The sequence below is a fragment of the Halobacterium yunchengense genome, from assembly GCF_037031165.1.
Taxonomy (GTDB): Archaea; Halobacteriota; Halobacteria; order Halobacteriales; family Halobacteriaceae; genus Halobacterium; species Halobacterium yunchengense.
Window position 1 is genome coordinate 60,455 of the sequence record NZ_JAYEZL010000002.1, and the last position, 26,994, is coordinate 87,448.

General features: G+C 56.9%; 24 protein-coding genes. 15 read left to right on the forward strand and 9 right to left on the reverse strand.

All coding sequences use genetic code 11. The annotated features are described in order from the left end of the window. Nucleotides 1-613: 613 nt before the first annotated feature. From U5911_RS05470 to U5911_RS05485, 4 genes are all read right to left on the reverse strand, one after another. Entirely contained in the window at nucleotides 614-1,198 is a 585-nt protein-coding gene (locus U5911_RS05470) for a hypothetical protein (RefSeq protein ID WP_336035942.1), read from the reverse strand. Nucleotides 1,199-1,385: 187 nt separating this feature from the next. After that, entirely contained in the window at nucleotides 1,386-1,850 is a 465-nt protein-coding gene (locus U5911_RS05475; protein WP_336035943.1) for a MarR family transcriptional regulator, read from the reverse strand. A gap of 943 nt (nucleotides 1,851-2,793) precedes the next feature. Beyond that, a complete protein-coding gene (locus U5911_RS05480; RefSeq protein WP_336035944.1) occupies nucleotides 2,794-3,207 on the reverse strand; it encodes a DUF7344 domain-containing protein in 414 nt (137 codons plus the stop codon). A 66-nt stretch (nucleotides 3,208-3,273) separates the two neighbouring features. Further along, on the reverse strand, nucleotides 3,274-3,636 hold the full coding sequence (locus U5911_RS05485; RefSeq protein ID WP_336035945.1) for a DUF7344 domain-containing protein: 363 nt from the start codon (nucleotides 3,634-3,636) through the stop codon (nucleotides 3,274-3,276). Nucleotides 3,637-4,746: 1,110 nt separating this feature from the next. On the opposite strand from U5911_RS05485, the gene U5911_RS05490 reads away from it, so the two are divergent. Continuing rightward, a complete protein-coding gene (locus tag U5911_RS05490) occupies nucleotides 4,747-5,133 on the forward strand; it encodes a transcription initiation factor IIE subunit beta family protein (protein WP_336035946.1) in 387 nt (128 codons plus the stop codon). Further along, nucleotides 5,130-6,224: a tyrosine-type recombinase/integrase gene (locus U5911_RS05495; RefSeq protein ID WP_336035947.1), complete on the forward strand. Its 1,095-nt coding sequence runs from the start codon at nucleotides 5,130-5,132 to the stop codon at nucleotides 6,222-6,224. The genes U5911_RS05490 and U5911_RS05495 overlap by 4 nt, the downstream gene beginning before the upstream one ends. Before the next feature lie 55 nt (nucleotides 6,225-6,279). Here U5911_RS05495 and U5911_RS05500 read toward each other — a convergent pair whose 3' ends face one another. The 3 genes from U5911_RS05500 to U5911_RS05510 are packed head-to-tail and all read right to left on the reverse strand — an operon-like array spanning nucleotide 6,280 to nucleotide 9,909. After that, nucleotides 6,280-6,921, reverse strand: a complete 642-nt coding sequence (locus tag U5911_RS05500; protein ID WP_336035948.1) for a DUF6339 family protein — start codon at nucleotides 6,919-6,921, stop codon at nucleotides 6,280-6,282. Between the two features lie 49 nt (nucleotides 6,922-6,970). Further along, the gene (locus U5911_RS05505) at nucleotides 6,971-8,008 is read right to left on the reverse strand and encodes a hypothetical protein (RefSeq protein WP_336035949.1); all 1,038 of its coding nucleotides are present in this window, start codon (nucleotides 8,006-8,008) and stop codon (nucleotides 6,971-6,973) included. Further along, a complete protein-coding gene (locus U5911_RS05510) occupies nucleotides 8,005-9,909 on the reverse strand; it encodes a hypothetical protein (protein ID WP_336035950.1) in 1,905 nt (634 codons plus the stop codon). The genes U5911_RS05505 and U5911_RS05510 overlap by 4 nt, the downstream gene beginning before the upstream one ends. 193 nt (nucleotides 9,910-10,102) lie before the next feature. On the opposite strand from U5911_RS05510, the gene U5911_RS05515 reads away from it, so the two are divergent. From U5911_RS05515 to U5911_RS05565, 11 genes are all read left to right on the forward strand, one after another. Beyond that, nucleotides 10,103-11,218, forward strand: coding sequence for a DNA cytosine methyltransferase (locus tag U5911_RS05515; RefSeq protein WP_336035951.1), 1,116 nt, complete (start codon nucleotides 10,103-10,105; stop codon nucleotides 11,216-11,218). Nucleotides 11,219-11,332: 114 nt separating this feature from the next. Then, the gene (locus tag U5911_RS05520) at nucleotides 11,333-11,857 is read left to right on the forward strand and encodes an HhH-GPD family protein (RefSeq protein ID WP_336035952.1); all 525 of its coding nucleotides are present in this window, start codon (nucleotides 11,333-11,335) and stop codon (nucleotides 11,855-11,857) included. A 313-nt stretch (nucleotides 11,858-12,170) separates the two neighbouring features. Further along, complete coding sequence (locus U5911_RS05525; protein ID WP_336035953.1) at nucleotides 12,171-14,045, forward strand: hypothetical protein; 1,875 nt, start codon at nucleotides 12,171-12,173, stop codon at nucleotides 14,043-14,045. After that, nucleotides 14,042-15,025 carry a hypothetical protein gene (locus U5911_RS05530; RefSeq protein WP_336035954.1) on the forward strand — a complete coding sequence of 328 codons (984 nt, stop codon included), beginning with the start codon at nucleotides 14,042-14,044 and terminating at the stop codon, nucleotides 15,023-15,025. Before U5911_RS05525 ends, U5911_RS05530 begins: the two co-directional genes overlap by 4 nt. Next, the gene (locus U5911_RS05535; protein WP_336035955.1) at nucleotides 15,022-15,729 is read left to right on the forward strand and encodes a DUF6339 family protein; all 708 of its coding nucleotides are present in this window, start codon (nucleotides 15,022-15,024) and stop codon (nucleotides 15,727-15,729) included. The genes U5911_RS05530 and U5911_RS05535 overlap by 4 nt, the downstream gene beginning before the upstream one ends. Before the next feature lies 1 nt (nucleotide 15,730). Further along, entirely contained in the window at nucleotides 15,731-16,783 is a 1,053-nt protein-coding gene (locus U5911_RS05540; protein WP_336035956.1) for a hypothetical protein, read from the forward strand. A 291-nt stretch (nucleotides 16,784-17,074) separates the two neighbouring features. Next, nucleotides 17,075-17,848 (forward strand): hypothetical protein, encoded by a 774-nt coding sequence (locus tag U5911_RS05545; RefSeq protein WP_336035957.1) that lies wholly within the window; start codon nucleotides 17,075-17,077, stop codon nucleotides 17,846-17,848. A 66-nt stretch (nucleotides 17,849-17,914) separates the two neighbouring features. Further along, nucleotides 17,915-19,441 (forward strand): DUF8048 family protein, encoded by a 1,527-nt coding sequence (locus tag U5911_RS05550; RefSeq protein WP_336035958.1) that lies wholly within the window; start codon nucleotides 17,915-17,917, stop codon nucleotides 19,439-19,441. Nucleotides 19,442-19,579: 138 nt separating this feature from the next. Then, nucleotides 19,580-21,469: a hypothetical protein gene (locus U5911_RS05555; protein ID WP_336035959.1), complete on the forward strand. Its 1,890-nt coding sequence runs from the start codon at nucleotides 19,580-19,582 to the stop codon at nucleotides 21,467-21,469. Next, the gene (locus U5911_RS05560) at nucleotides 21,469-22,539 is read left to right on the forward strand and encodes a hypothetical protein (protein WP_336035960.1); all 1,071 of its coding nucleotides are present in this window, start codon (nucleotides 21,469-21,471) and stop codon (nucleotides 22,537-22,539) included. Before U5911_RS05555 ends, U5911_RS05560 begins: the two co-directional genes overlap by 1 nt. 31 nt (nucleotides 22,540-22,570) lie before the next feature. Next, complete coding sequence (locus tag U5911_RS05565) at nucleotides 22,571-23,320, forward strand: DUF6339 family protein (RefSeq protein WP_336035961.1); 750 nt, start codon at nucleotides 22,571-22,573, stop codon at nucleotides 23,318-23,320. Nucleotides 23,321-23,581: 261 nt separating this feature from the next. Here U5911_RS05565 and U5911_RS05570 read toward each other — a convergent pair whose 3' ends face one another. Both U5911_RS05570 and U5911_RS05575 read right to left on the reverse strand, forming a co-directional pair. Next, nucleotides 23,582-24,628 (reverse strand): tyrosine-type recombinase/integrase, encoded by a 1,047-nt coding sequence (locus U5911_RS05570; protein ID WP_336035962.1) that lies wholly within the window; start codon nucleotides 24,626-24,628, stop codon nucleotides 23,582-23,584. Between the two features lie 2 nt (nucleotides 24,629-24,630). After that, nucleotides 24,631-25,320 carry a hypothetical protein gene (locus U5911_RS05575; RefSeq protein ID WP_336035963.1) on the reverse strand — a complete coding sequence of 230 codons (690 nt, stop codon included), beginning with the start codon at nucleotides 25,318-25,320 and terminating at the stop codon, nucleotides 24,631-24,633. Between the two features lie 213 nt (nucleotides 25,321-25,533). On the opposite strand from U5911_RS05575, the gene U5911_RS05580 reads away from it, so the two are divergent. Together U5911_RS05580 and hisI are read left to right on the forward strand one after the other, a co-directional pair. Next, on the forward strand, nucleotides 25,534-26,472 hold the full coding sequence (locus U5911_RS05580) for an A24 family peptidase (RefSeq protein ID WP_336035964.1): 939 nt from the start codon (nucleotides 25,534-25,536) through the stop codon (nucleotides 26,470-26,472). A 125-nt stretch (nucleotides 26,473-26,597) separates the two neighbouring features. Then, nucleotides 26,598-26,963 carry a phosphoribosyl-AMP cyclohydrolase gene (hisI, locus tag U5911_RS05585; RefSeq protein WP_336035965.1) on the forward strand — a complete coding sequence of 122 codons (366 nt, stop codon included), beginning with the start codon at nucleotides 26,598-26,600 and terminating at the stop codon, nucleotides 26,961-26,963. Nucleotides 26,964-26,994: the final 31 nt, after the last annotated feature.

Consider the following 26,994-nt stretch of genomic DNA (forward strand, 5'->3'; position numbering starts at 1 on the left):
CCAAACGAAAATCCGTACGAACGAGCGTACTGAATGGGGTTCAGCCTGGATTTCAGTCAAAGGCTCAATAACATACGCTCGTAGTTCGTCAACGGTTATCTGCACTCACAACGAGGGGGGTGTCCGGATCTGCTTTTCTTGGCTACACGGGGGGTGTCCAGAATTATTCTATGAGTAGGGGCGTCCTCTCGCATATTTACAGGCATCTATGTTCCGATGGAATGGGCGAATCAGACCAGTCGTGAACGACGATACATCACGGGTCCGATCTCCGCAACGGGGGGTGTCCAGAACTCAATTCAAGTGTATATCATTTCTTGAGTTGATGCTCGGTAAAACGCGGGTCACGTCATGCTCACTCAACGCGGTAAATGGTCGTTGCCACTACCATCTCTATCCGTGCGCCAGCATCACTATCGGTGAAAACGTTTTCACCTGCCTCTTGATGGCGCATTTCACTGCTCGTCGAGTGAGCGAACTCTCTGATCGTCTCGTTACTGTGCTGCGTGACCACGTCCCGAAGCTCACAGTCACCGTTCGGGCGAGGATTTCCTGGGGGGATGATGTCAGCACCAGGCCTCGATAAAGATGACTACGCTCTGTCGATATGTCGTTACTTTAAGTTTTCAAGGATCTGAAGAACACGGAACGCCGGCGACCCATAGTCGCTGGTATCACCCCTAGCCTTCTCTTTGAGTGTTGTGATACGATCCGTATAATCCTGGTTGATGACCAACTCCAACTCATAGCCAGTCTCCTCCTCAAATTCGGCTTTGAGATGTTCGAGCCCATCAATGAGGTAGCCGCCATTTTCCCACCCGGTTACGACTGGTGACCAAAACTGGAACTTGTACACGTCCGCCTCCTCGAACGTGTTTTTCACGTAACGGTGGTCGTTTTTGAACTTGGTCCAGAGCTTGTCCAGCGAGTGCTGGTAGTCTTTGTTTCCGAATTCACCCCAACGGTCGGTGTCCGGCATCGAACCTGAGTACAGCTTGCCATCCATGTGGGTGACAACTTCGCAGGCGTAGACGGTTTGCTGCCTGGTGTCGATGTCAGATTTAATCGCAATGACGTCCGCCTCCATTTGGTTTCCCTGTTCCTCTGACCGGTGGTTGTAGCTCACGATTTCGCACTTCGTGACGCGTTGGTGGTAGGCTCCGATGAGCAATTCGCCCCACTGGGGATTCACCGCCATTTGGATGACTCCATGATATAATCTCCCCCGACTCCAACTACTAAATCGATTACCACTGAAATATATCGAGTCGTCAACAAATAGCTGAGAATCACGATGGTCGCCATCGATCCAGCCGCTTCGGGTTGTTTCTGTGATGGTCGAAACTTCGGACCACTCCTATAGGCTAGGTAAACGAATTGACAATCTACCCGCTATTGTCGTGGAAGAGACCGTCCGCATCAAGGGCGTCTTGATTCACGCGCCACTCGGCGATACCGGTTCGGGTAACCCACTCCTTCTCTTCCATCTTGGCTAATTCGCTGCAGGCGGTTGTGTGTGAGACTTTAGCCCGGTCAGCGATCCACGCGGTGGTAACATGTCCGCGCGCGGTCTCGACCGTTAGCATGACTCTCTGAGTTGGGTCGTCCGGCCACATGTCCTGTAATCCATTACCCTCCCCGACCCCAACGATGGGGTCGAGTCCCTGCTTGATTCGGCGTTTCGTCATCTCAACATCGTCGGGGCGGTGCCCCGAGCAGAATCCGTAAACTTCGGTGCGCTCGACGACGAATCGGTGGTATTCGATAACCACGCCGGAGACACAACCATCGCTGACCTCGACATCCTCGCCGCAGACCTCACACTTGATATCACACGTATTCATGCTCACATGGCCTCCTGCTGGGATATTAGTTTATCAAAAGCGTTGCTTGCGTCATATTCGATTCACTCACGTATTCGTTATTCGTCCGAGCTGATTCTCGGGGAGGCGCAATCCTCAGGGGGACTGCTTTTCTCTGATTTCGTTCGCTCTTTCTGTGGATATTTCGTGAACGCCGAGAAGGAATGTCAACGTACATTGGGCACCCGGACACCCTTTCAGGTCACGCGAAACCCTGTTCTCCTCGTCATATGTCCACGTGATTTTTGAGCCACAAGACGGACAGTCCATGGTGATCTTCAGTGGCATTATTGTTAAACCGGATTTACCAAGAGGTACACTCCAGGGGCGGTAGGGACTGAGTGTGACAGCGACATCTTCCCCGGGACTCGAAACCAACCTACGTGGTTACCCGTAATGATCTCACCTTGCAATTCGCTGGGCTTGCTACCTTTCGGACAAGCGATGAGTGTGTAGCTTCCAGGGGGATAGAGATCACCCATCACAATTGCCCCATCCTCCTTTCGGATTAGCCAGCTAACGACACTCCCTTTGACGGGCCATTCAGGTTCGATAGTATTGGTAATCTCATCTGGTGGTTCATCAGCGCTCGGTGTCACCGATCCTTCCCGAGATGATGCCTGATCTGTCTCTCGGGATAATTGGTCGTCTTGGGTACTTCCGGTTTCTGTTCCCTGATTGTGTACTTTCACAGTAACCGGATGGAGGAGTGGCCGTATCAACAATGGCCGATTGTATAATTTTCGTCTGATCGTCCGGGATTCACTCTCTTTGCCGTGATCTACCCACAACTCACTTTGTCAGACGCAATGGTCGGTTGCGAGTACGGGTTGGCAACTGCAGATTGTCAGTGCCATCTGGCCAATCCGGAATCGGAGACTGTTTAGCGACCACATTGGAGTTCGCCCTGAGAGACGGGGTTCGCCTCCGGTCAGGACATCACGCCATCGACATTTGCTGACAATAGGAGGAGATGCACGAGGACTCGCCCCACTTCTGGTAAGCGAGCGCCAGGTGCGACACGTGTCTGCTGAGAATCGTACTCGATGACACGGGCGTCGGCGAGCGTCTCAAGATGTGTATGCCGGAGTGACTCACGAATGTTTCTGTAGTCCGATCCGCGAGCCTCTTCGAGCGAGTACTCGTACCTGACAGCAGTAACCCACCGTGCTACCTCTTCCATTGAGATCCACTCGTCTTGGTCCCGTGCGAGGAGGTAGAGGACCACAAGCTGGCGACGACGATTCGCCAACAGAGAGCACATCGTGATCGTCTCTTCCTGGTTCGCCTCGGCCGCCACGAAGGTGGAGATCGAGCCGAGCCACAGCGGGGATCTGTTACTCATGCAGCACCTCGCTGCCCCCTTCTTCGCTGGCAGTGACGACGCTCGTCTCAGCGGACGAATCAACCGTCATGCGTCACCTCGTGCAACGTTGCAGTTCCTCCTCAGTATCTTGATGTAGTTGGCGAGGGGTTGTGTAGTGTCTGTCTTGGTCACTAGTTTCGTGCGGTCGTCGAATTCGATGACACCAAGATCGTCGAGGAGGCCCAAGTGCGACTGGATGAGACCAATGTAGACCCTCGAACGTTGTTTCCCCGTAACTTGGCTGGGGTCGATTTGATTCTCAGTGGCTGCAATTTCGCGTGCCAAGTCCCTGGTGGGGATCGGTTCCTGCGAACGGGAGAGCATCAGGATCACCTGTCGGCGTCTACTGTTTGACAGTGCCTCGAAGGCGTCACTAGGTGACAGGTGGATCTCCTGTGGCTCCAGCATCCTCAGAGCACCTCCTGTGCGAGATGTTCTCCTTTCAGCGTCAGCAAGACGATGCAACAGTCTTCGTCTTCAATGAGGTGGACGAGGTCGTCGTCCGCGAGTTGGGCGAGGAGTTGATTTACCGTCTGGTGCTCCAAGCCGCTTTTGATGATTATGTCCTTACGCGTGGTCGAACCACAGGTTTTGTTTGCGTAGTTAACGATCCGTCTGTGTCGTAGGTCACGTTCTGGAGCGTGGCCGCTAGCGCCGTTCCCGTCCGGGTAACGAACAGAGTTATCACTCCGTGACCGAGTATTATTTGGTGCTGTCATTGTGGCAGCGATGGGTTCCCGGTGTGCTCGCACCGGGGGCCGCTTTCAGGCCACGTAGCCGTTGCTCACCTACTTAAAAATAGATTTGTATTCTCACTTGCGCAGAGTAACTACAGTTGCCAGTTAGGAGCCATCACAGAAGGGTTTCCACCCCCGACAGGGGATCACCTGATGCATCGGGAGACTTGGGGAGAAGATTCTCAGTCCGAACAGGGATTGGCGTTTGTCGGGGTAGAGAGATCCGCAACCGCTGCCACGCCTAACACCACATCAAGGACTCAGTCTGTGCAGTGGATAGGCAACTAGATTTTCCTCATCATGGCATAGTTTGTATCGCTGCAACACTGATCCACGAAATCCAAGGGTTTAATATGGTATACTGTCAGTACGAATTACCTGCTTACAGCACGACCGTATTATGGGGGCTGAAACCTCTGAATTAGATACTTAATGTTTTACCAGTGTTCTTACATAGGGGGCGAGGTTTTATATATCTCTGGTAGAAAGTATGAGCTGTGATGCTGAAACGGCTATGTACGTGCGTCAGCAGGCTTGTGCCGTGCAAATCGGCTCAAGACTCCGCGAAAGCAGGTGTAGACAATAGCCTGCTAAGCATTATCATGCCCGTATCATCGTGTCACGCATCCCGATGCCGTCATGCGATCCACTCATTCCCCTTATTCGGTATTCCTGTAGAATTCATAATTCTCGGCTCACAGTACGAACTTTCACTGCCTCACTCAGAAGAACCGCCTAATAGACGCATAATGACAATACCAGGCTTACAATAACCAAACAGATGATAGGACCGAACGCAGACCCCGAACCAGCAGATGGGACAGGCGAGCAAGTGAAATTGACGCTCTCGATGTACAGATACCAACGGGAGTGGATCGAAGACCGCGCCGACGAACGCGACATGAATCTAAGTGAGTACATGCGCACAGTGGTGACCGCTGGTGAACGTCAGTTAGTCGCCATCGAAAGCCTCGCTGACGAGGACGGTCGTGGTGAAATTGAGGCTGACATCGTCGAACGGCTTCCTGAGGACGAATCCGAGGCGATTGATCCTGACGAACTCCTTGAAGAGACCCTGACACCAATCCGAGACACGGTCTACACGATCCTGAAGACGAATAGCAGAATCGAGTACAGTCCACAACACGAGGGGTACTACCTGGAATGACAGGGTACGCCAACCAGTGGGAGTCGCAGGGATACACAGACCTGCTGGACCGTGACGACGAGATCGCCGCCTACATGCTGAATCGAAAATCATCGGTGCGGACGAAGTCTTGGCGGCAACACGGGACCGCACTTCGGCACTTTAGAGACTTCATTGACGAGCGCGGCCTGAGTCCCGGCGATCTCGATGACGACGCTGCAGACGACCTCGTAGACTGGCTGAAAGCGAAAGACAGCATCAACGACGAGACAGCAAAGGCCTATCTCAACCGGATCTCGCACATGTACGACTACGCGATCCGGCGTCGGCGCAGCGAGGCCTTTAGCGACATTGATTACAATCCGATCGCCATCGTCGTTGAAGACGAATCGTTCGAGGAAGACGGGACCGCCGAGCGCCGAGACATCGGTCACAAAGCGATGCGAGAGGCGGTGCAGTCGATTCGGCACCCACAGTTACTGTGCATCATCGTCCTCTTCCTGAAGACGGGAATTCGAGCCAGTGAACTCGTGAACATCGACATGCGTGACATCAATCTAGATCACCACTGGTTCAAAGAGCACTTCCCCGAGCGCCGTGAGAAACTCGAAAATCGACCCGATACGTTGTACGTCGCACCTCGGTCAGAGATGGAAGTCGGGAACGTCGTAAATGGCGAAGAGCGGAAGGATCCGAACAAACGCAAACGCGGTACCTACATCCCGATCGACGAGGAACTGAAGGCCGTGATGCTGCTGTGGCTGGCGATCCGCCCGCCGTCAAGATCGCCTGCCGAACCGTTCTTCACACTCACGATCGGTGGCAAGACCACGATTCCCGGCGATCGACTCCGGTCGGACTACGTCTGGGACAAAGTCACCGATTGGACTGAGGAGCAGGGCTGGTGGTCATCAGACGCAACGCTCGAAACCAACGTCTCCCCGCACTACTTCCGACACTACTTCCGAACGATGTTCGGCAGACTGGCCGGCGATGAGCTGTTGGTGAAGTACCTGCGAGGCGACAAAGGCGATGCGATGGACGAATACATGCACTACTGGGGTGATAACGTCCGAGAACCTTATCTGCAGTCAATCTACAAGCTCTTCTAACCATAGACGGACGACTATATAGCGGAATCCGGCGTCGGTGAGGCCAGTTGAGGGGTTATCGAGATTCAGCGATAATCTCTTGAATCATCTCACGTGCCTCATCCTCTGACAGCCCTTCAAGCTGTACGTTCGTCAGTGCGTGGTTGAACCGTCGCGTCGTCTCGTCAATGACACGCGACGGTTCGTCTGCAAGTTCGTCACACATAACTCGAACGGCAGGCTGATAGCGCGCGAACCAGCGGTCGAACACCTTGTTGACCATCGTCTGATTGGCGAAGACCGCGTCAGTTGTGGAATAATCGTCACCACGGGACGTGAGCTCCGCGATCCACCAGAGACGGTGGATGGCGTTCGAGTATAAGTCGGAGCCTGCACCGAGGAACTTCTCTCTCATCGCCTCTTCGGAGCGATACTCCCAACGGTGCCGGACGAGATCGGGATATCGGACGACTGCTAGCCAGTGCCAGAGACCGGGATCACCGGCAGTTCGTCTCGTGATGTCGAGAGCACGGTGAATCACCTCAGCGAGTGAGCCATCTATAGCTGTCTCGTATTCTGGATACTCCTCCAAAACCTCTTTCACCGCGGAATCAATTCTGTCGAGATTGGCCGTTGGATGGCCCGGCATGGGCTCTACGTACTCGTTCAGCTGTTCGTCGGTCAACGTCGCCTTGCCTTTCATGAACGACTGGCCCACGAGGCGACGTCCGTCTTCGGTCAGTCGGTGTAATTCTGTTTCGGTCACGTTAGATCTGGAGGCCCTCCTCCATGAGATGGATCAGTTGCTCTCGGGGGTCTATGTACTCCTGAAGTTCGCTATCGATCCGCTGCATTACGTGGGGTAGGGTCTGCGGATCAGAGAGGTGGTCCCTGAGACGGCGAGTCGCTTCTGATACGTCACTGGTATCGTAGAGGTTCCGAGCAAACGTTTGGAGCACCATCTCCTGCCACTCGTGTTTGACCTCGCCCTTGACGTCTACAGCACTCCCAGCACGAACGAGCAGTTGCACCCACACACCGTAGCTCACCTGGTCAAGTATCACGTCACGCATCCGTGCCTCGGCCCCGACAGATCCTCTACTCTGTAGTACCTCCGCAATACGGGGATGGTCGGAGTTGATCCACAATTTAGGACGACTCTCGTTCCGGAAGTCGAGGTAGTATAGCTTGTTCCCATCCGGGAGGTGAGCATTTTGTGAGAACCGGACTCGCTCACCATCGATGGCGGCTCGCTCTTCTTCCTCGTGGCGGTCAACGATAACGTAGTACAGCGTCCCACTGGCGACGCGGAAGTTCTCCTGGTCGGCGTAATCGTTCGGTTCCTCTCCAGAACGAGCTTCGGTGCGAACGAGATACGGACGCAACTCAACGGTTCCTCGGACAGTATCCTTCGGAACCTCTACTCTGACGTCGTATTCACCGGGCGCAGTGGGTGCTTCGGAGATGACCTCTCGGTCACGATAGATCGTCTCGTGACAGCGAATGGTGACGTAGAGTTTGGCCGGAGGATGTGCCCGTTCGTCCTCTGGAAAGACCGCCTGTACCGTCTCCTCAGATAGACGAAGTTTCCCGTGGAGAGTGATGGTGTCCCAATCCGGCTCGCCACTACTGTCAGATGACGACACAGCCGACGTGAGGTTGATCTCTGTCTGGGACGGATTCAGTTCAAGCGCTGTTCGATCACCATCGTCAACGGTGAACGAGTCCAGATCGAAATCTACCCCCTTATCCCGGTAGCTGAACGGAAGTGTCGTAGTACGGTGTCGTTGAGAGTGTCTGGTCACGCTTGATCCTCCTCGGGTGCCTGTAACTCTGCGAGTATCTCTAGTTGTGTCGCGCCGACATCACCGTGTACTAAGTCAGCAGGCTCGTCGGAGAAAGAACGACCTGAGAACGAGAGTTCGTTGACCTCTTCATCTGCGACGAGGTGAACACATCCATCGTCGTACGACACGGTTACGCTAGATTGTACAATTTCGACGTAGTCGATTGGAATGTCGTCGTAACGGGATCCGTCCTCACCAACACCGGTAAGTGAGATGTCGGCACTCCATCCATCGAACTCTTCTGGGAGTACTTTGATTCGACCAGAGATCTCCCACGCGTCGCCGTCGAAGCGAGACGAACTGTCTATTTCGAAGACAGGGTCGGCGGGCGACGTCGTAGATCGGGGATTCCCGCTCCCGTGGATTGGAAACCGATTCAGAACGTTATCGGAGAGGGAGTCGCCGCTGTTGCCCTTCGAGATCAAGTGACGGAGGCCATCACGCAACGTTCCGAACATCTCGTCGAGTGCCATCCGGAATCCACGCTGGTACTGTTCACGGAGGTTCTCAGTGGATTCCCACTCGTCGTGCTCAGGCGGTTCGGCGAACCGCAGGAACCGGTCAATCTCCCGATCACTATCTGATGGGACTCCTTCCGATCGCGCCTCGCCAGCTGCTAATACGCCGAAGAAGTTTCGGTCACCGTAGGCGACACGACTCTGGTCGTAGTACTTGACCACCATCCCCGCTCCCCGGAACAGCGCGACGTTATTCAGGTACGTATCGTCGTCCGCAGGGGATGCGAGTTGAGCCGACAACCGTACCGAGCCATCGGGAGTCTCGGCTCCATCGGCACGAGGCGGGAGATTGACCGGGATATCGAGTCCAGCAACGTCTCCGGGGTCCACCAACGTCTGAGCGTCCGTAGTTCTCTCGTCGTAAGCCTCGACGAACGGTCGGATCGCCGGGACGCTGTTGACGTCGGCCGTCAGTATCTCGTCGGGCGTTTCGACCGTGATTTCGAGGTCACCTCGATAGATCGCTGGCCAGAAGTACTTGACAGAGGCGTCAACGAACTCCTGTGCGAGGTCTTCGATGTCCGGTCGCTCGTCCCGCGTCGGGTCCTGGAACTCAACGACCATAGCGCTCGTTCCGCTGACAGCGGGCCGTTCAACGTGCAGTTGGTCTGCGATCCGCGACGCGCGCTCTCCCCAGAAGGACTCCGGTCGAGGGCCATCGTCCGTCTCGATAGGGTGGCAGAGCCATCCCGCACCTTGGTACGTCGTATCGTCCTCCGGGAGTTGGTGTGTAGGGAACTTGGAGCGGGCGATGAGTCGTGGGGAGTCGTCCTCACGCTCACCGTGAGCGAGGTGCGAGTTGAAGACGACCGTCGAAGCACCCGAGAACGTCCAAAGTACGGACTTACCGAGGCCGTACGAACCGCCGGCAGTCTCGTCTTGCTTGCTGCTGTAGAGTTCGTCTCGGACTAACGCGGCGTAGTTCGAGTCATCGTCCCAGCTTCCGGTCAAGCCGGTCGTGTTTCTGTCTTCAACGACAAGGAGGCGAAGTTCGGCACCGGGGTCGGTGACTCGTTCAACGACCCGTTCGTATCGATGGCCATTATGTGTGTCTGCGACCGCTCGCATCCGCTCACCGAGTCCACCGTCCCAGCCGAGTCCGTCAAGGAACTCCTCCTTCTCGTCACCCCTGAGCGTGACGAAACGGAACGCTACTTCGACTGGATCGCCGTTCGGGAGGCCTTGATCGTTCGCGTTTTGAAGGACCTCGCGGACGAACGCCTCGGAGTCGTGGTCTACGGCGTGTTTGGTCGGGTCGTCGCCGTAGCGTGGTGCACCGGGCCCACCACTGAAGAAGAACCACTTGACCGCTTCGTTAATTTGAATTTGTTCCTGATCCATGCTATAAACCGATATACTCGTACGGAACTAAGACCACCTAGTTAGTATTACTGTTACGAGTCGATGAGGCCTGTCAGTCAGAACGGACAGAGATTCTAATCAGGGGACGTCGCCACACTCTTCGCGCGGTGGAAAGTAGTCGGGAGGATGTCGTTGCCTAACGTTTATATGACGATACGCTGGAAGGAGGATTATGAAGGTAGCCGCTGTGGATCTGTTCTGCGGGGCCGGTGGACTCAGTTATGGTCTCCAGCAAGCTGGCGTCTCGGTCGTCGCAGGGATTGATCAAGACCCGGACTGTAAGTACCCATACGAACACAATATCAACGGTGAATACGTACGAGCAGACGTTCGCGCGCTGGCACAGGACCCCGAACCAATCGCACAGATGTACCCGTGGGATGCGGATCTAAAAGTCCTCGCGGCGTGCGCACCTTGTCAACCGTATTCTACGATGGGACACTCAAAGGGGAAGAATCACGAAGATCATCAAAAGTGGGGGCTGCTGAACGAGGTATCCCGGATCGCAAAGTACGTTGAACCGGACGTGGTCGTCACCGAGAACGTACTCCAGGTGAACCAAGAGGACGGCGTCTACGATGCTTTCATTGAGAGCCTTGAGTCTCAAGGGTACCACGTCAACAGCGACGATAACAAGAACGTATACTGTCCCGAATACGGGATCCCACAGAAGCGGAAGCGGTGGGTAGTCATGGCGTCCAAGCGGGGATCACTCGCTCTGCCCGACCCCCCGATTCAGAACGAGGACGGATACCCGACGGTTGAAGACACGATTGATCACCTGCCACCAATTGAGGCAGGAGAAGTCAGTGACGAGAACGACGTACATAGAGCACGTTCTCTCTCGGAAAAGAATCTGGAGCGTATCGACAACATGGAACCCGGCGGAGATTGGACTCTCTGGGAAGAGGAGGGCCTCGACCATCTCCTCGCGGACTGCCACCGGAAGGCGAGTGGACGTTCGTACAAAGCGCCCTACAGTCGGATGCGGCCCGACGAACCCTCGCCGACGATCACGACGCAGTTCTACAACTACGGCAGTGGTCGTTTTGGACACTACGATACAGACCAGAACCGAGCACTCTCGCTCCTTGAGGGAGCACTACTTCAGACGTTCCCTGAAGATTACGACTTCTACGACGAGTGGGAAGACGTCGGTGTGTCGAACCTGGGTCGGCTGATCGGTAACGCGGTCCCCCCGAAACTCGGTGAGTACATGGGGCAGGCAATCCTCTCGCACGTCGGTGTGGCAGCGCCGTCTGTTGAGTCCACCGTCGCCGACGACTGAAAGAGATTGACGTCATCTGAGACAGAGCGCCGGTTTCGGACGAACCTGCTCAAATGGGGAAAGGAGAACCGCCGCGAGTACCCGTGGCGGGAATCGGACCGAACACTGTACGAGGTGTTCGTAGCGGAGTTCTTCCTGACTCAGACGCCAGCTGATAATGTCGCAGCGGTCTATCCGAGATTCCTCGAACGATTCCCCACGCTGGAGGCGATAGCGGAAGCTAGTGAGAACGAACTCGTCGAAGCTATTGAGCCTCTTGGGTTCCATAACATGCGTGCAGGGGCGCTGAAGCAGATTGCCTCGACACACGACCACCTACCCACCGAGCCAGAATCGCTGATGGAACTCCCGCGAGTGGGCCGGTACGTGGCGAACGCCACATTGTGCTTCGCCCGTGGTGACCGGTTGTCGGTACTTGATAGGAACGTTGAGAGGGTGTACAGACGGGTATTTCGAGACGCATGGCCCGAGACAAAAGCAGATCAACTGAGTTTTACTGAGAGGTTGGTCCCCGAAGAGGCACGAGCATACAACCTTGCGCTATTAGACTTCGGAGCGATGGTATGCGGGCCAGATCCACTGTGTGGTGCTTGTTTCGCTAACGAGTACTGCGTCTATTTCCAGTCATTACAGGAGTGAGCTATCGTTCTACCGTGTGGGCACACCCACAGGTTGCGAGCTCTTTGACGACGGTGTCTCGGTGTACGTGCTAAACATGGAAAACCCTGACTAACACGTCATAACTGTGTGTGTGTGTGCGTGTGTGTCCACGATGATTAGGTCCGTCGGATAACCCACTACCCTGAGGCGCTGACAAACTCACGGGCACTGGAATCGCCCGTACATGCCTATTATAGTCGATTTTAGAGAGAAGGTGGTGATGATCCGGTCTCGGGTAGTTCGAGCAAACATTAATAAACCTTCGGTTCACACCTGCATACACACAAAACACATGGCGTACACAAAGCTCGATGCAACGTTCAAGGGGTTGGATTCGGACGAGACGTTCGTTGGGACACCACAAACCGAGTTCGCACTAAATTCGGTACTGGGAACCCTCCCCAGGGAACTCATCCAGAACACCTACGACGCGAGAGAGACCGGTGAGAAACCGAAGATCAACTTCTTTTTCGAGTGTCTTGAGGGAAGTGAACTGCAGGATTTTAAAACAGCAATCGATTGGAAACAACTTCGGCCCCATCTCGAAGCCGTCGCGGAGAACGACGAGAAGCTCGGCGTCCAGAAAGCCCTTGACCAGATTGACGAAGGGGAACTCTACATACTCGGTATCGAAGATACTCACGCAGTGGGTTTAGACGGAGACGACGATAGTCGAGACACCAATTACGCAGATCTCGTCAAAGACTTCGCTAGCTCTGGCAAGAAAGAAGGTGGTGGCATCCACGGTGTCGGTGCCTCGGTCTTGTGGGCGTTCTCTGGATTCAAACTCGTTCTCTTCCATAGTCTCGCCGCATCTGAAACGGATTCGAAACTCGTTGGCCGGTTAGACCTTCCTGACCACGTACTCGGAGGGCAAGAGTACAAAGGCGGCGGCTGGCTCGGTGTTGACGACGGTTCGCATGACCGGTCGGTCGCACTTCGGCCGGTTCCACGTGACCTCGCCGAGACGCTTAGGCTGGATCGAACTGGCGAAAACGGGACGACTTCGCTCGTCGTCGGTTTCAGAGAGCGGACACGAGCGACGAGGGAGCCGGAAGATATCGTTGACGCCATCTACGAAGCCGCAGCGCGTTACTACTGGCCACTTATCGTTGACGACGGCATTGAGGTTACTGTCGAAGGCCCGAACGACTCGACACCCCGTGAGGTCGACCCGATGTCTGTCCCACGCGTGTCCCCCTACGTCCAGGCCTACGACGCTTGGCAGAACCCAGACGACGACTTTGGTGATCCAGGCACTGTCGCGGTCGAAGAAATCGAGTTTGAGGTACCCCCAACCGATTCAGAACCAGCGATAACGGGAGAACTCGTCCTTGTGGTCAGGCTCGTTGACGAGGACAATCTCGAAAAGTACCGGAACAAAGTGGCAATGTTCCGCGGTCCACGCCACGTGGTAAAGTATAGGAACTACGGGTCAGCCTCTCGCACGACGGGCAAAGACTTCCACGCACTCCTGCTTACGGGAGGGGCCAAACATCCACCGGGCCTCAAAGCGGAGGATATACCCGACCAAGGCGATCAGGCCATCGAGTTCTTCTTCCGCGATGCCGAGCCCGAGGCCCACGACACCTGGGAAGAACCCACACCGAGATTGGCGAACGCCTACGACGACGAAAATCCCTCTAAACGTATCGTCTCCTTCCTCAAGACGACAGTAAAGAAGGAGCTCCAACAGATACTCGGTGGCGCTCAAACCGACGATGACGAACGAGTCAAGAACCTGGGGGAGGAGTTCCCGTTCTTTGAGGACGATCACGGGACTTCTGGTAAAAGAAATGGTGGCGGGGGCGGGGGCGGAAACTTACCGTTCGACGTCGTCCAGCTGGACAGCTGGTTCGACGGTGCACATCGCTATCAGGGAGAGATCGAACTCGATACACAACCAGAGAACAACTGGACGCTGACGATCTCGATTGACGAAGTCGATGGGTCCAACAAGACCATTGACCAAATCGATATCGATAGGGGGTCGTCTCCCGACGACCCGGCACCCGCGGTGCGTGACGGAGAGATCACTTACGAATTCACGAAACACACAACTCGGACCACTTTCGAGCTCTCATCGGTCGCTATCGGTGACGAGATCCTCGCAGGACGAACTCGTCTAGACTTTGAGTACGACCTCTCCCCGGGTGGTCAACCATGAGCACGAACTCTGGTCACAAACGTGTAGACGCGTACCCCTACCGGTACGCCGGTGAAGTCTTGGGTTTCGACTTTGTGAAGTACGAACTTAACACCGGAGCGAGCCAATCCCTCGGAGACACCCTGAGCCTCAATCTCGCGTCAGAAGAAACCTGGGCTACAGGCGAACTCACGGTCGAAGTGTCGGTCACCCAGCATAGTCTAAACAGGGTGTTCCCCTCTTCTGCCCCCTACGACGGAGCGTTAGTGGTCGTTGCGTACTGCCCCACGAATCACCATCGGTTCGAGACTGTCGTTGAAGGTCCACTACTCACCGAGGGTACCTACAGCAACACAATCGATCTTGAGTACGACAGCATCCGGGGGCGGGTTGAACTCACACCGCTACTGGTACGGACCAAGAAGCTGAAGAAACAACCATCTGGCCACTCAGGACCACCGTTCGCGGAACGCGTAGGACGAAAACTCGCCCACGGGATCTCGGGGCACCTCGATATTGACGATCCACTTGGCGGTCGGTCGAAGAATCTGCCGACTATCCCCCGGTCGTTTGCTGATGCTCCCTTCCCCGCCGATGATGGGAATATGTGGTACCTCCAGTTAACCGACCCAGCCAAACCGAAGCTCTTCATCAACTCGGACCACGGGTTCCTTCAGTCATTTTTTGAGGACGAAGGACAACACTCTCGCGGTCGGATTCGGCAGCTAGTCGTTGATCTTCAGGGAACCCAGATCCTGACACAGTTCGTCCTTCAAGCAGCAGAATTGTACGCCATCGACGGCGAAACAAGATTCGATTGGCAAGACCGCATGCTGACCGACGTGTGCAGTGACGTTTTCGAAGGGAAGACTTCGGAGGAAGTCAGCGAGATGCTTGAGCCGGGTAATCTATCGGACACGCTCAATTCAATCACCACGACTGTTCAGCGCCGCCGCGCTCCACACGAATCTCTCGAACGCGTCCTTGACCTAAACATATGAGCCAAGACACACTCTACAGACTGGGTACCGACGCCTCAGTCCTCGTCACAGAGGATCTGATGCACGGAGACACGCCTCGCTACTCTGAGGACCGCCTCAGAGAGTATCGTACAGACACCGAACACACTGCCAACCTCACCAACCTCGGTCGAGTCCTCGACTACGTCGTCACGGAGAGTGACCTGGATCCCGGTGAAGAAGCTATCGACGCGGTCGTCGCACCGGCTGTGCGAAAATACATCGACATTCCGCTCCGGGATGCGGGCGATCCACGGATCTGGCACTATCTTTCGATCGGGTGGCGTCCGGACTTCGTTCGGTACCGCTGGCCACGCACAGGTCCCAACCGGACTAAGAAGTCGATGACCGAGAAGTTCCTCGGCTCGACCCAAGACCTCTACACGAACGCGTTTTCACGCCTCTGGTTCATGGCCGAGTTTACCAGAGATGGCGACGATTACAGCGAGACCGAGGCGATACTCAAAACGACGTACAAATCCGAGCGCATATTCGACCGGATGGATCTCAGGCGACCTCGTACTGGTCGCGTTCTCTCTCGAATAGCGAACCGCGAATCGGATAACGAGATTGTGGAAAGAACTGCGAAAGCGGTCAGTCATCAATGGTCGGTGACGAGTGAGGAGCACCTCACAGATCAGCAACTTGGGGAGATTATTGACGAAATATATCAAGAGAGCAAATAAAATGCGTGTCGTTGTAGATCTCCCTACAGAACTCGTCGATCAAATTCGATCCGCGATAGAGCAGGGTAACTACGCGGGTCCAGAAGAGTTTCTGGAGCAAGCACTCCACACACAGTTGAGACTAGAATCCGGCGAACAACAGACGCTGACGTCGTTCAGTGAGGCTGTTCAACCCAGGAATCAGGAGGCTGAGCCAAGTTCTTTCCGAGAGACTTTGGCTGGCGAGCAGACGCGTAATGTCAACGATGACAGTTCTGAGCTTGAAGATCTTTCCGTCCGTGATTTCGACGTCTTGACCATTGATCCACCTTCTCCGAGTCGAATCGATACTGGTCCGCTATGGGGACAGTACAACCGCATCCTCCCGATGAAGGTCTCTGTAAGGAGACTCGCTATTGAACTAGATAAGGTGGACGCGGAGGGAATCGCCTATGACGAGTTTCGTGAGGAGACAGCAGCGGTTGCACGAGCGTATGGTCTCCAGCTGGAGGAGAGTGATAAGGAGGCGGGACGAGGTCGTGGTGAAAAGTTCTCGGCTGGATTTCCGACGGGTGATAAAGTTGAGAGCTCCCTGAATCGGTTCAAAACACACTTCGTGGGCCAGATTGACTCAACCGGCAGCCTAACTGGTTCACTCCCCAACCTCCAATTCGTGAACATCTCCCCAAGCACGCGTGAGTTCGGCCTCTCCGATGCAGGCCTTGATTTTGCCCAAGTCAAGAATCCCGTCCTTGACGAGAGTCTTCGGTGCGAAAACCCGCTCTCTGAAAGTGAACGACGATTCTACCTTGACCACGTAAATAGTGAACTGCACGCGGAGTACAATGCGATGGAAGTGGTGGCCGAAGCGATTGTAGAAGGCGTCAATCGACCAGAGCCCCTCAGCGAACGTGTGGCAGAGCTCTCCGAAGACTGGACCTCGGCACAGGCTAGTACAATCCGTTCTGGACTCATCGGCAGAATGAACGAGCTCGGTCTAGTCTCTCGAAAGCGCGTCGGAACGCGGGGTGTCGGGTACGAGTTGACGGTGGATGGCGAGCGAGAATTATTGTAACTTATATCGATCTGGTACGTTCTCCTCGCGGTGTACTAAACCTTGAACCGAGACCACGACTCGCAGCGAAAGACTTGGACCCTGCACGACCTCGTAGTGCGACAAATCCGAAAATAACCTACGGAATCAGATAGAGGGACGACGGGAGGCTGTCTCTATATGGTGGTTTTTATTCGCTCGCGTGTCTTACTGCCAGCCAGTGACTCTCTACGCAACTGCTGTACATCTATGGTCTCGGGGCGGTCCTCTCAACAGGGACCGCTGTGACGAGCGAACGGTGGGTGATCGTTGATGACGTCTAACGAGGGCGCACCGAGTGAAGAGCCACTTATCCTCCACTGTTTCGCGGACTACGGGACGGAATCAGAGGTACTCAGCGACTTCGGGAACGTAATCCGGGTCGGAATTGACCCCAAGGACACGAACGAAAGTACGCCGATCAAAGCAGACGCCCACGTTAAGGACAAGGAGTGGGACCTCCCAATCAAGGATGGCGTCACGTTTGATCTAGGACTGTTCCACCCGGTCTGCTCACGGTGGGCTGCGACGACTAGCATCTCCGGGAATCCCGACGAGCACGAGAACATGATCCCGAGTGCGCGGATATTGGCGGAGAAGTATTGCGACCACTACATCATTGAGAACGTCCCGCGCGCCCCACTTAACGATCCTGTCGTGTTGAATGGGCGGATGTTCGGTATGCCCATTGAGTACGAGCGTGCCTTCGAGACCTCTTTCAGAGTGTCACAGCCCCCCCGAGAGAGGCGGTTCCTGACGACAGATGGATCAACTGAGAAGGCTGAGACTTCGTCGTTCTTCTTCTCTGAACGGTCCAGAGAGTGGTGGGCAGCGGTCAAGAACTACCCACCGGGACCGTATCCGAAGAGCCACTTAGCAAAGAACGCGATCCCCGCACCGTACATCTACTACCTGGTTCGGCTGTGGTTGATGGCGTATGAGGACGAACAGGGGATATCGGAGGGACGCGTGGACTACTCCGACTACGACGAGCGGATGGACACTAAGCGTAAAAGCGAGGACAATCGCCAGTTAGACGAGTTTTGACACGCGACAAAACAGACATCCGATACGAACAAGTGGGTCGCCGGTCTCGGTTGGAGGTACAGTCTGATGGGTAAGAAGGAGGGCTACGTGTATCTGGACCGGGAGTCAGGCACGTCGTATGTTGGGGATCCGTTCATTGGGGTGCCCGTCTCCCGTGACATCGTCGAATCCGTCGCCACTCAGTATCACGTGGAGGCCGATTCACTCGCCAGAGCCCTGCGAGAAGTACGAAGTATATCCGTCATCAATGTCGAGACTCTCTTCACTGGGTTTGACCCCCTTCCAGTGGGGCGGAGTGACGGTGGGCTATTGTACGTGCTAGTCGAGGCAGATGGGTGTTGGGATGCTGCTGCTGAACGAATCGGACTCACAGAAGACGGCCGCGACGCCGCCGCAGCCGCTCACGACCGACAGGTCAGAAAAGTGGCTGAAGACAGGGAAGTTAGATTCGGTAGTGGATTCGTTGTCTCGTGTTCGGAATTCCCCGCAGGCGCTATTGACGACATCGTAGCGGTGGTCGAAAGGACTAGATTAACGAACCGGCAGGCGACGACGTGGGTTCTCTCGCAGTACGTCCCAGGTAGTGATGCAATTGCCCGAATACTCTCGATCCCCGAATCAATCGTTCAGTCGGAACTCGCTATAGTTGACCGCACTACGCGGCGGAGCGCAGCGGAGACACGGACTCTCGACGTCCCTGGACCACTCACTCGCCTTGACCCGGAGCCTCAGTCCCCAGAGTGGATGGGACTAAATTGGTCGGGGTGGTTCGACCTTCGAGACTGGCAAACGCTCCGTGATGAACTGCCACGTCGTCCGGGTCTCTACAGAGTTCGACACACGGAACTCCCGGGTTTGATGTACGTAGGGGAATCGGGGGCGGAGGGAGGCGTTCGACAGCGAGTAGGGCTTAGCCTATCAGCTGGGTTGAATGAATCAGATCGACAGACTGGAGACCAACATGGTGCGGCGCGTCCCCTTCGGCGAATCACCGAGACTGCAGGGGGAAGGATGGAGGTCTCTGTCACGACACCACCGATATCGTCGAGCCAGAGACATCGCCGTGCGATCGAAGCGACTCTGGTGGCGATCTGTCGGAGGGAGACCGGCTGGACTCCTATAGTCCAGCTGAACAGAGAGCCTGCGGAGCACGTGAGTGGGCCTCACGGCGAGTTACTCCACAAGCTAATGGACGTCGCAGAACGGTCCTCGTATACCGTACCATCCTGGCGGCCTTGGCGTGACGTGACCGCCCCGCACTGGTTGGGACTTGACTGGACCGAGAGTCGTCCGCTCTCTGAGCGAGACGTGATCGACAGTAGTGGAGTTCATGCGTTTCGACTGTGGCGAGGGGATCAAACGGGAGAACGATGGGACCGAACAGTCCAAGAGGTCGGAACAACAGGGTCGATAGCGAGTCGCCTCTTCACCCTACAGAACGAATATGGAGACGATGTACGTTTCTCTGTCGCAACCCTTGAGGGGCTAAGTACTGACAATCGGCGACGCTCGCGTGAACTCAGCGAAGTCCGCTACGACCTTGTTGGCGCACACTACTTGGCCACCGGCAACCCCCCAGAGGCACAATTCTGACCAGGATTCGGAGACCGCATCACCAACGGACCGCACACATTTATGTCAGCGGGAGAGCGTTGTGGTATTCATGAACCGTACCGTAACCTTTCCTGATATATCTGCGGTTACATTCGCTAGTATCGGTGAGGTATCGTGATGAGTGGTCAGTGGGGATTCACGACGTCTCGACCGACTGATGCCCGATACGGTGACGACGTCGCCAAGTACGCGATGTCGCACGGTGAACCGGGGCTGAAGACGTTCGTTCGGGAGGTGTTACAGAACTCGAACGACGCACGGTTGGATAACGATCAACCTGCACGCGTGACGTTCAAGCTGGAATCCTTACAGGACGACGAGGCAATTGAGTACCTCAGAGCACTCGATATCGAGACGTGGTCCGAGCACGCCAACTTGGCGACAGACACGGAGAGCGGCAAGCACATCGCGGAGGCGATCAAGCGTATAAAAGACGACGAGGAGATCCGCATCCTGACTATCGAGGACGAGAACACAGAGGGTCTCCTTGGCGAGGAGAACGCCGACGAGTCGAACTTCACCGCTCTGGTCCGAGACGTGCTATTCAGCAGCAAGTCGGGGGATACCGCCGGCGGGAGTTACGGTCTGGGAAAGGCCGTCCTCTGGCTGTACTCAGGTCTATCACTCGTCATGTTCAACTCAACGCTGAGTGAACCCTCCCCGAACGACCAGTCACCTCGATTGATCGGTCGGACGCGCTTGCCTACGCACAAATCGGAGGATGGCGATACAGTCTACCAAGGTCACGGCTGGTATGGTAGTCTGAATGGTGGCGAGGGGGGCGCGAGACCAGAGTCCGTCTGGGGGGAAGAAGCCGAATCGATAGCGGACGACCTACGATTGAGTCGTCCGGACGCACCAGGAACGAGCATTCAAGTCGTGGACTTCCGCGTGCCTACAGCGGAAGAGCGACTGGACGACGAAGAGTTAGCGGACCAGATCACGGGGATGGCAATAGAGTGGTTCTGGCCCGCGGTCTATCGTGGTGATCTGGAGGTAGCAGTTGAGGTGAACGGTGAGACCAAGCAAGCGAATATCGATGAGTATCCGCAGTACGAACCCTTTACGAGCTGCCTGAACGACCGTAATGACTCGGTCGGCCAGCTAGACGAACCAGGAGACGTTGCGCAGGCGACCATCTCCCTTGACGTCCCCGAGAAGAGCGACGGCGGTGGCGGTGCAGACGGCCAACTTGACTTGCTGGTTCGGCATGCAGATCCAGGTGAGTACCGACATCGGAACCAAGTGGCGTTCGTTCGGGGTGCGGGGATGGTCGTCGAATACTACGATCGGGACCGGGTCGTTGTAGGTAACCAGGACTTCCATTCCGTTCTCCTCGGTGGGCGTGCGCGGCCGTGGGGAACCGACGAAGGTCCAGGAGAGACTGACACTGTCGTGGAGGAATTCTTGACCGCTGCAGAGCCACCTCAGCATGACGAATGGGTGCGAACCGAGGCACTAGCGAACGCCTATTCTCGGGGATTCCGGACCGCAGTAGAGGGTATCAAGTCGGACGTGACCGAGACATTGCGTAGGCTCGTCGCACCCAACGTTGATCGGGGTGCGACCGGACCACAACGTCTGGGAAATCGGTTCAAGATCGGGAACGAATCCCGAGGGGGCCGTTCTGATCGTGAGTCCCCCAGTAGTCAACGTGTCACCGGAGACACGAACATCTCGTTCGACGAAGTGTATACTCACTGGTCATTCAACGGCGAAGTGGAGCCTCTGAGCGATAGTAACGAGATACGGGCGGTCACCGTCTCACTTGTCCGGATGGCAGAGGAGAGAGCGACATCGGATCGCCTTCCCGTTCAGAATATCTCGTCAGACACAGCCGGGGTTTCGATATCGCTCCCGGAACAGAAGGGTGTCCAAGTAGGACGGCTGGAGCCTGCTCCTGGTACATCGAAGATCTCTTTCGAGGGTGTGTCCACAGAAGACCACAGACAAGTCGAGACCAGATTGAAGGTGTCGGTTGACGTGGCAGAACGGAGGGATGAGTAATGGCGACTGTGAGTGAGGGAGTCGAAGAAGTTAAACCGGACGAAGAAGGCGGAGAGGAGGTTCAGACCGGTAGTTTAGTCAGCCAGTCCCTCCCACACGAATACCAAGAGGAGGCGCTCGAATTCAACGTCGAGTCATTCCGTCTGGACGGGGCTCCCCTCGGTGATCGAGGAGACCTTGACGAGGAGGACCGATACCTGTCGCTGGTGGACGAGGGTAACTGGGAGCTGTTGGAGTTAGACGGTACAGTTACCGTCGATCAAGACACTATCGAGGACGTCTTCCCGTTCAACGAATGGGAAGAGACACCGGGTCGCCTCGCACTGGTGAAGGAGAATCCCCTCGCAATTAGCCGAGACCGGCAGATACTCGCCGACTCACCACTGGATAGTGGATCCCACGAGTTCACGCTGAGCATCGAACGTGACGACCACCGCGGGCGAGTGAAGATCAAGCCGTTCCTCACCAGAACCGAGAAAGGCGGCTCCAGTGGGTCTAAGCACGCGTCCAAGGTTGGCGCACGAGTCGCTGACGGGCTCTCGTGGATCATTCGACTTGACGAGAGGGATGACGGTGGGAGTCTTCTCATGCCGATCATTGAGGATTTCAGCGATTACGACAGCTTCCCCGACGAGAACCACATCCACTATCTCAGTCTGGAGGCTCCTCGGAACCCGCAGCTCTACCTGAACAGGGAACACCCACAGGTGGTTGAGGTTCTGAAAAACACGGGAGCCACAGGCGGGCCACCACGGCTACGTGACGTACTCTACGACTACATTGAGCACTCCGTCTGGACGCAGCTACTGATGCAGACTGCGCACGACACGAGCCCCGACACAGGGGAACCGGAGTACGGCTGGCAGGAAGACGTATTAGATATCTTCTTGGACGATTTGTATCCGGGTCTTGATGACGACACGGCGGCGATTCAACTCGCCGAGGACGTTCGGAGTCACGTCGATATCCCAGACCTCGTCCAGAGGATCGAACGTGCGGTACATCAGCAGTACGACATCCCATCCGACACAACGAACCTAATTGAGGAGGCGATCCAGAGTGACGACTGAGCTTTACCACCTGCAGAGTGCGGCCCACCCGATGATCGACAATCGTTTCCTTGCGGGCGAGCGGGAGCTCACGGAGGACGACCTCCGTCCGTACTTACAGCCGCTAGGTCGTTCCATAGACCTCAGTCCAATAGACGAGCGCATTGAGGAGATCCGTGAAGACGACGACATTGACGCCCATTCTTCACTCATCGACGCCGAGTTAGCACCGACACTCCACCGCACACTTGATCTGACACACAACGAGGCAGCGGACGCCGGGCTGTGGCACTACCTCTGTACCCTGCAGTTCCCGGGGTTCGTTCACTACAGGTGGGATCACGTATTCGACCCGGAGAGCCCGGGGAACATGGAGGAGAAGTTTCTGAAGGCCGGAACCGACGCCTACTCTAATGCACTTCACCGGATTTGGTGGGGTGCTGAACTCACCTACGAGGAAGGTGATTCAGGGGAAGTTGAGGATCGAGACTATAGTAGGACGAAACGAGTCCTCGGATTCCAAGAACTCGCCAACGACATCTTGGACCACGACTTCGCGCGGTACGTTCCCGTCACACACGCTTGCGGTGATCTTCTCTGTCACGACGCACTGAACGAGATCAAAGACGAGGGTACGTACGCCGATCCCCCGTCAAACAGCGACATCGTAAGCCGAACAACGACACTACTCCGGGAGGAACTGACGGTTCGACGTGTTGAGATGATGGAGGAAGACGACATTGTGGAGACGATAGAGGACCTCCGTGACGACGTGATGCGTCGGGAGGCTGGCTGGGCTTAGCGCGGATCCCAGTTTCTCACTTGACGTAGTCGCCCCCACGAACTTAAGCTAAGAGGCTCCGCTGAAATCCTACTGGCTCGGCATCCTTCCACTGATAGAACGGTTTGGGAGGACTGGAAGTCAATAACCGATAAGCACAGTTTTGAACGGGACATCTACCCGTGCAGATCGATAGAGGTCATCAACGACTTTTCGAGTCTTATCGAAGGAAAGCGTGGGCCCATTCGAATTCTCTGAGGAGTTCGACAGAGCCACGTTGACTTAATCAGGTCCGTACTGGTGAGCATGTTCAAGCCCTGCACGTGGGTCTGGATCAACGTAGGTCTCCTCAGTAATTTTGACTGATGAGTGTCCCATCTGTTTGGAGACCTCCCATAGCCCCGCACCGGTCTCGTGGACCATGTACGTCCCATAGCCGTGGCGAACATTGTGAGCGCTGATCAGCCACCGATTAGCGACCTTGTCACCGTTCTCGTCTGTCGCGGCATTCGCGTCGGCGTACAGCTTTCGATTAAGTCCCGCTTTTTTCGCGGCGTCGATCACGATCTCGTTGATCCGTCCTGGCGACAACGGGGCACCGCGTTCACCGACGAGTAGGCGATCGTGGTCTGCAGTAGCGGCCATCTCGTCACGGTACCCATGATCAAGCCACTCGGACAGCAATCCTTCTGCTGTCCGTTGGTACGCAAGCACGCGTTCCTGATCGTTCTTTGCGACGGCTACGCGTATCGTAATCTCTCGTGAGTCACGGTCAACGTCGTCCAGTGTGAGTTGCGAGAGTTCACCCCGTCGCATCCCTGTTTGCCAGAGCAGTCTGATGATCAGCTGATCGCGCACCCGATTCCGACCTACGTGTTCCTCCATCTGGCGGACCTCGGATTTGCTCACAGCGTACGTCTCGTCTTCTCCTAGTTGCTTGGATTGTTCCGTGCTCTTGGTCAGGCCGAACAGCTCGCCCTTCTTGTCGTTCCACCGTCCGAGCGGGTTGTCTTCCAAGAGATCCATACTGAGCAGCCACTCGTAGAACGAGTGGATCCGATCCCATCGATAACGAGGGGTCGTGCCGTTGAACTCGTTTGAGAGGTCCTGCCCTAGCTGGTTCGAAGCGACCGGTGTGACATCAAGTACCGATTCAATGTTGTTCTGGTCCAACCAGTGGTCGTACCACCGGAGGTCCTGCTTGTATCGCACCGTGCTCCCCGATTTACGCAGTTCGGGATCGGTGTCGTCGGTCCCGGATTCAAGTTGACCGATGTACTGTTCAATCTCGGGGCGGCACTCTTCAACGTCCTTGTATCGGGGCGGCATCGTTACTCGCGGGTCTTGTAGTAGCGGCGTTCGGTCCGGTTCCCTTCACTACGCGAGGTCGTTGTCTGGGTCTCTCGGGACCCGCTGGTGCTGAAGGATTGATCGGTGTGACTCGGCGGTGTGTTCACGTCAATGTCGTCATGCGTAGGGACGTCCTCGCCGTCCTCACGACGGAGGTCCTCTCTGACGAACTCAACATCGGGGTAGTACTCCTGCATACGTGAGCAGGCACGGCGGACGTCGGCGATGTTCTCGTTGAAGTACTGTGACCAGAGGTAGGGAGTGGAGATCTTCTGTGCGAGGACGAAGTCGCTCGCGTCCTCAAGTTCATCGGGATCGCGGATGTTCGGGAGGTCGGAGGCGCTCTGGTGGACGGGGAGGGCGGAGTAGATGTCGCGGGCGAGCTTGTCGATCTTGTCGTCATTGTTGACGCGTGAGTCAATGGAGAGGACGTGTTCTTCCAGTTCGTTGAGTCGTTCCGTCACCGGCGATATACCGACATCAACGGCTTGGACGATCTCCTCGGGGTCGATAGAGACGTCTTCCTTGTCGTCGGTGGTGAAATTGTACGCGGCGAGTCGGAAGAACTGGCTCAGGGAGCCACACTCGTTGTTGTCCTCAACGAACGATTCGAATCGTTCCCGTTCGTCGGGTGTGAGTCGTACCCCGACGGTTTCGGTGCGTTCTACCATACTGGTGTTCCACGTTAATGGCTGGAACGTGTTAAGCGTATGCTTAACAACAGCAGGGAGAACCGCGTCATCTAGACGGCGCGGCTCCGACCACCCCGTTTTTCGGCGCGCGGCGACGACTGGGGCCGCGTGTCTTTCTCTCTGCGGCGTTCGCCCGGCGGCGGGTGTCCGCAACGAAAACACCTAAGCGGGCGGCGTGCCCGCGTCCGGGTAGTGGACGCTTCGATACCGGACCTGCTGCGGCTGGCCGTCGTGCCGGCGCTCGGCTGGGCGGCCTACCGGGACTCGCGGACGCGCCGCGTCCCCAACAGCCTCTGGGGGCCGCTCGTCCTCCTGGGCGGCGTGCTCCTCCTCTGGGAGGGACTGCTGGCGCTCGGCGAGCCGGGCGCGTTCCGGCTGTTCGCCGTCAGGGTGGCGTTCAGCCTGCTGTTCGTGGTGCCGCTGGCGTACGGGTTCTGGTACGTCGGCGGGTTCGGCGGCGCGGACGCCCGCGCGTTCATGACGCTCGCCGTGGTGTACCCGACCTACCCCGCCTACGAGGCCGCCGGCTACTCGCTGCCGGTCGTGGAGACGACGCTCGGAGTGTTCTCGCTGACCATCCTGACGAACACGGTGCTGCTGGGGCTGGCGTACCCGCTCGTGCTCGGCGCGCGCAACGCCCTCGACGGCGAGCTCTCGGTGGTGATGTTCGTCGGGCGGCGCGTCCCCGTCGGCGACCTCACCGACGTCCACGGCAGCCTCCTGGAGTCGCGGTCGGGGTTCACGCGCGACGGCCTGGACCTGGACGCGCTCCGGATGTATCTGCGGTGGCGGGACCTGACGCTGACGGACCTGCGCGTCGACCCCGAACTGCGGGACCCGGCGACGCTCCCCGAGGACCCGGGCGACCCGACGGACGGCGCGGTGGCGACCGACGGGAGCGGCGACCCCTGGGGGGCGGCGGCGTTCCTCGACGACATCGAGGGGTCGGCGTACGGCACGACGCCCGCCCAGCTCCGCGAGGGCCTGGACGTCGTCGTCGACAGCGACGAGGTGTGGGTGACGCCGGGCGTGCCGTTCATCGTGCCGCTGTTCGTCGGCCTCCTGGTGGCGCTCACGGCCGGCGACGTGCTGTTCGTCCTCCTGGACGCGCTCGGGTTCGTGCCGGCGTGAGCGCGCCGCGTCCGGTCAGCCGCTGGGCGGGCGGGGACCGGTCAGCCGCTGGGCGGGCGGCCTTCGGGCCGCCGCGCTCGTGCCGCGGTCGCAACCGCTAACCCGCGCGCGCCCCTGGCGTCGGTATGGACTTCGCCGTGGACCTCGACTTCGGCGACGACGGCCTGGTGCCGGTCGTCGCGCAGGACGTCGACACCGACGAGGTGGTGATGCTCGCGTACGCGACCCGGGAGGCCGTCGAGCGCACCGTCGAGACGGGCCGCGCGCACTACTACTCGCGGTCCCGCGAGGAGCTCTGGGAGAAGGGCGCGACCAGCGGCCACACTCAGGCCGTCGAGGACGTGCGCGTGGACTGCGACGGCGACGCGCTCCTGTACCGCGTCCGCCAGCGGGGCGGCGCGTGCCACACCGGCTACCACTCGTGTTTCCACCGGACGGTGGACGGCGACGTCGTCGGCGAGCGCGCGTTCGACCCCGACGAGGTCTACTGACGGCGCCGCCGCACCGCCGCACCGCCGCACC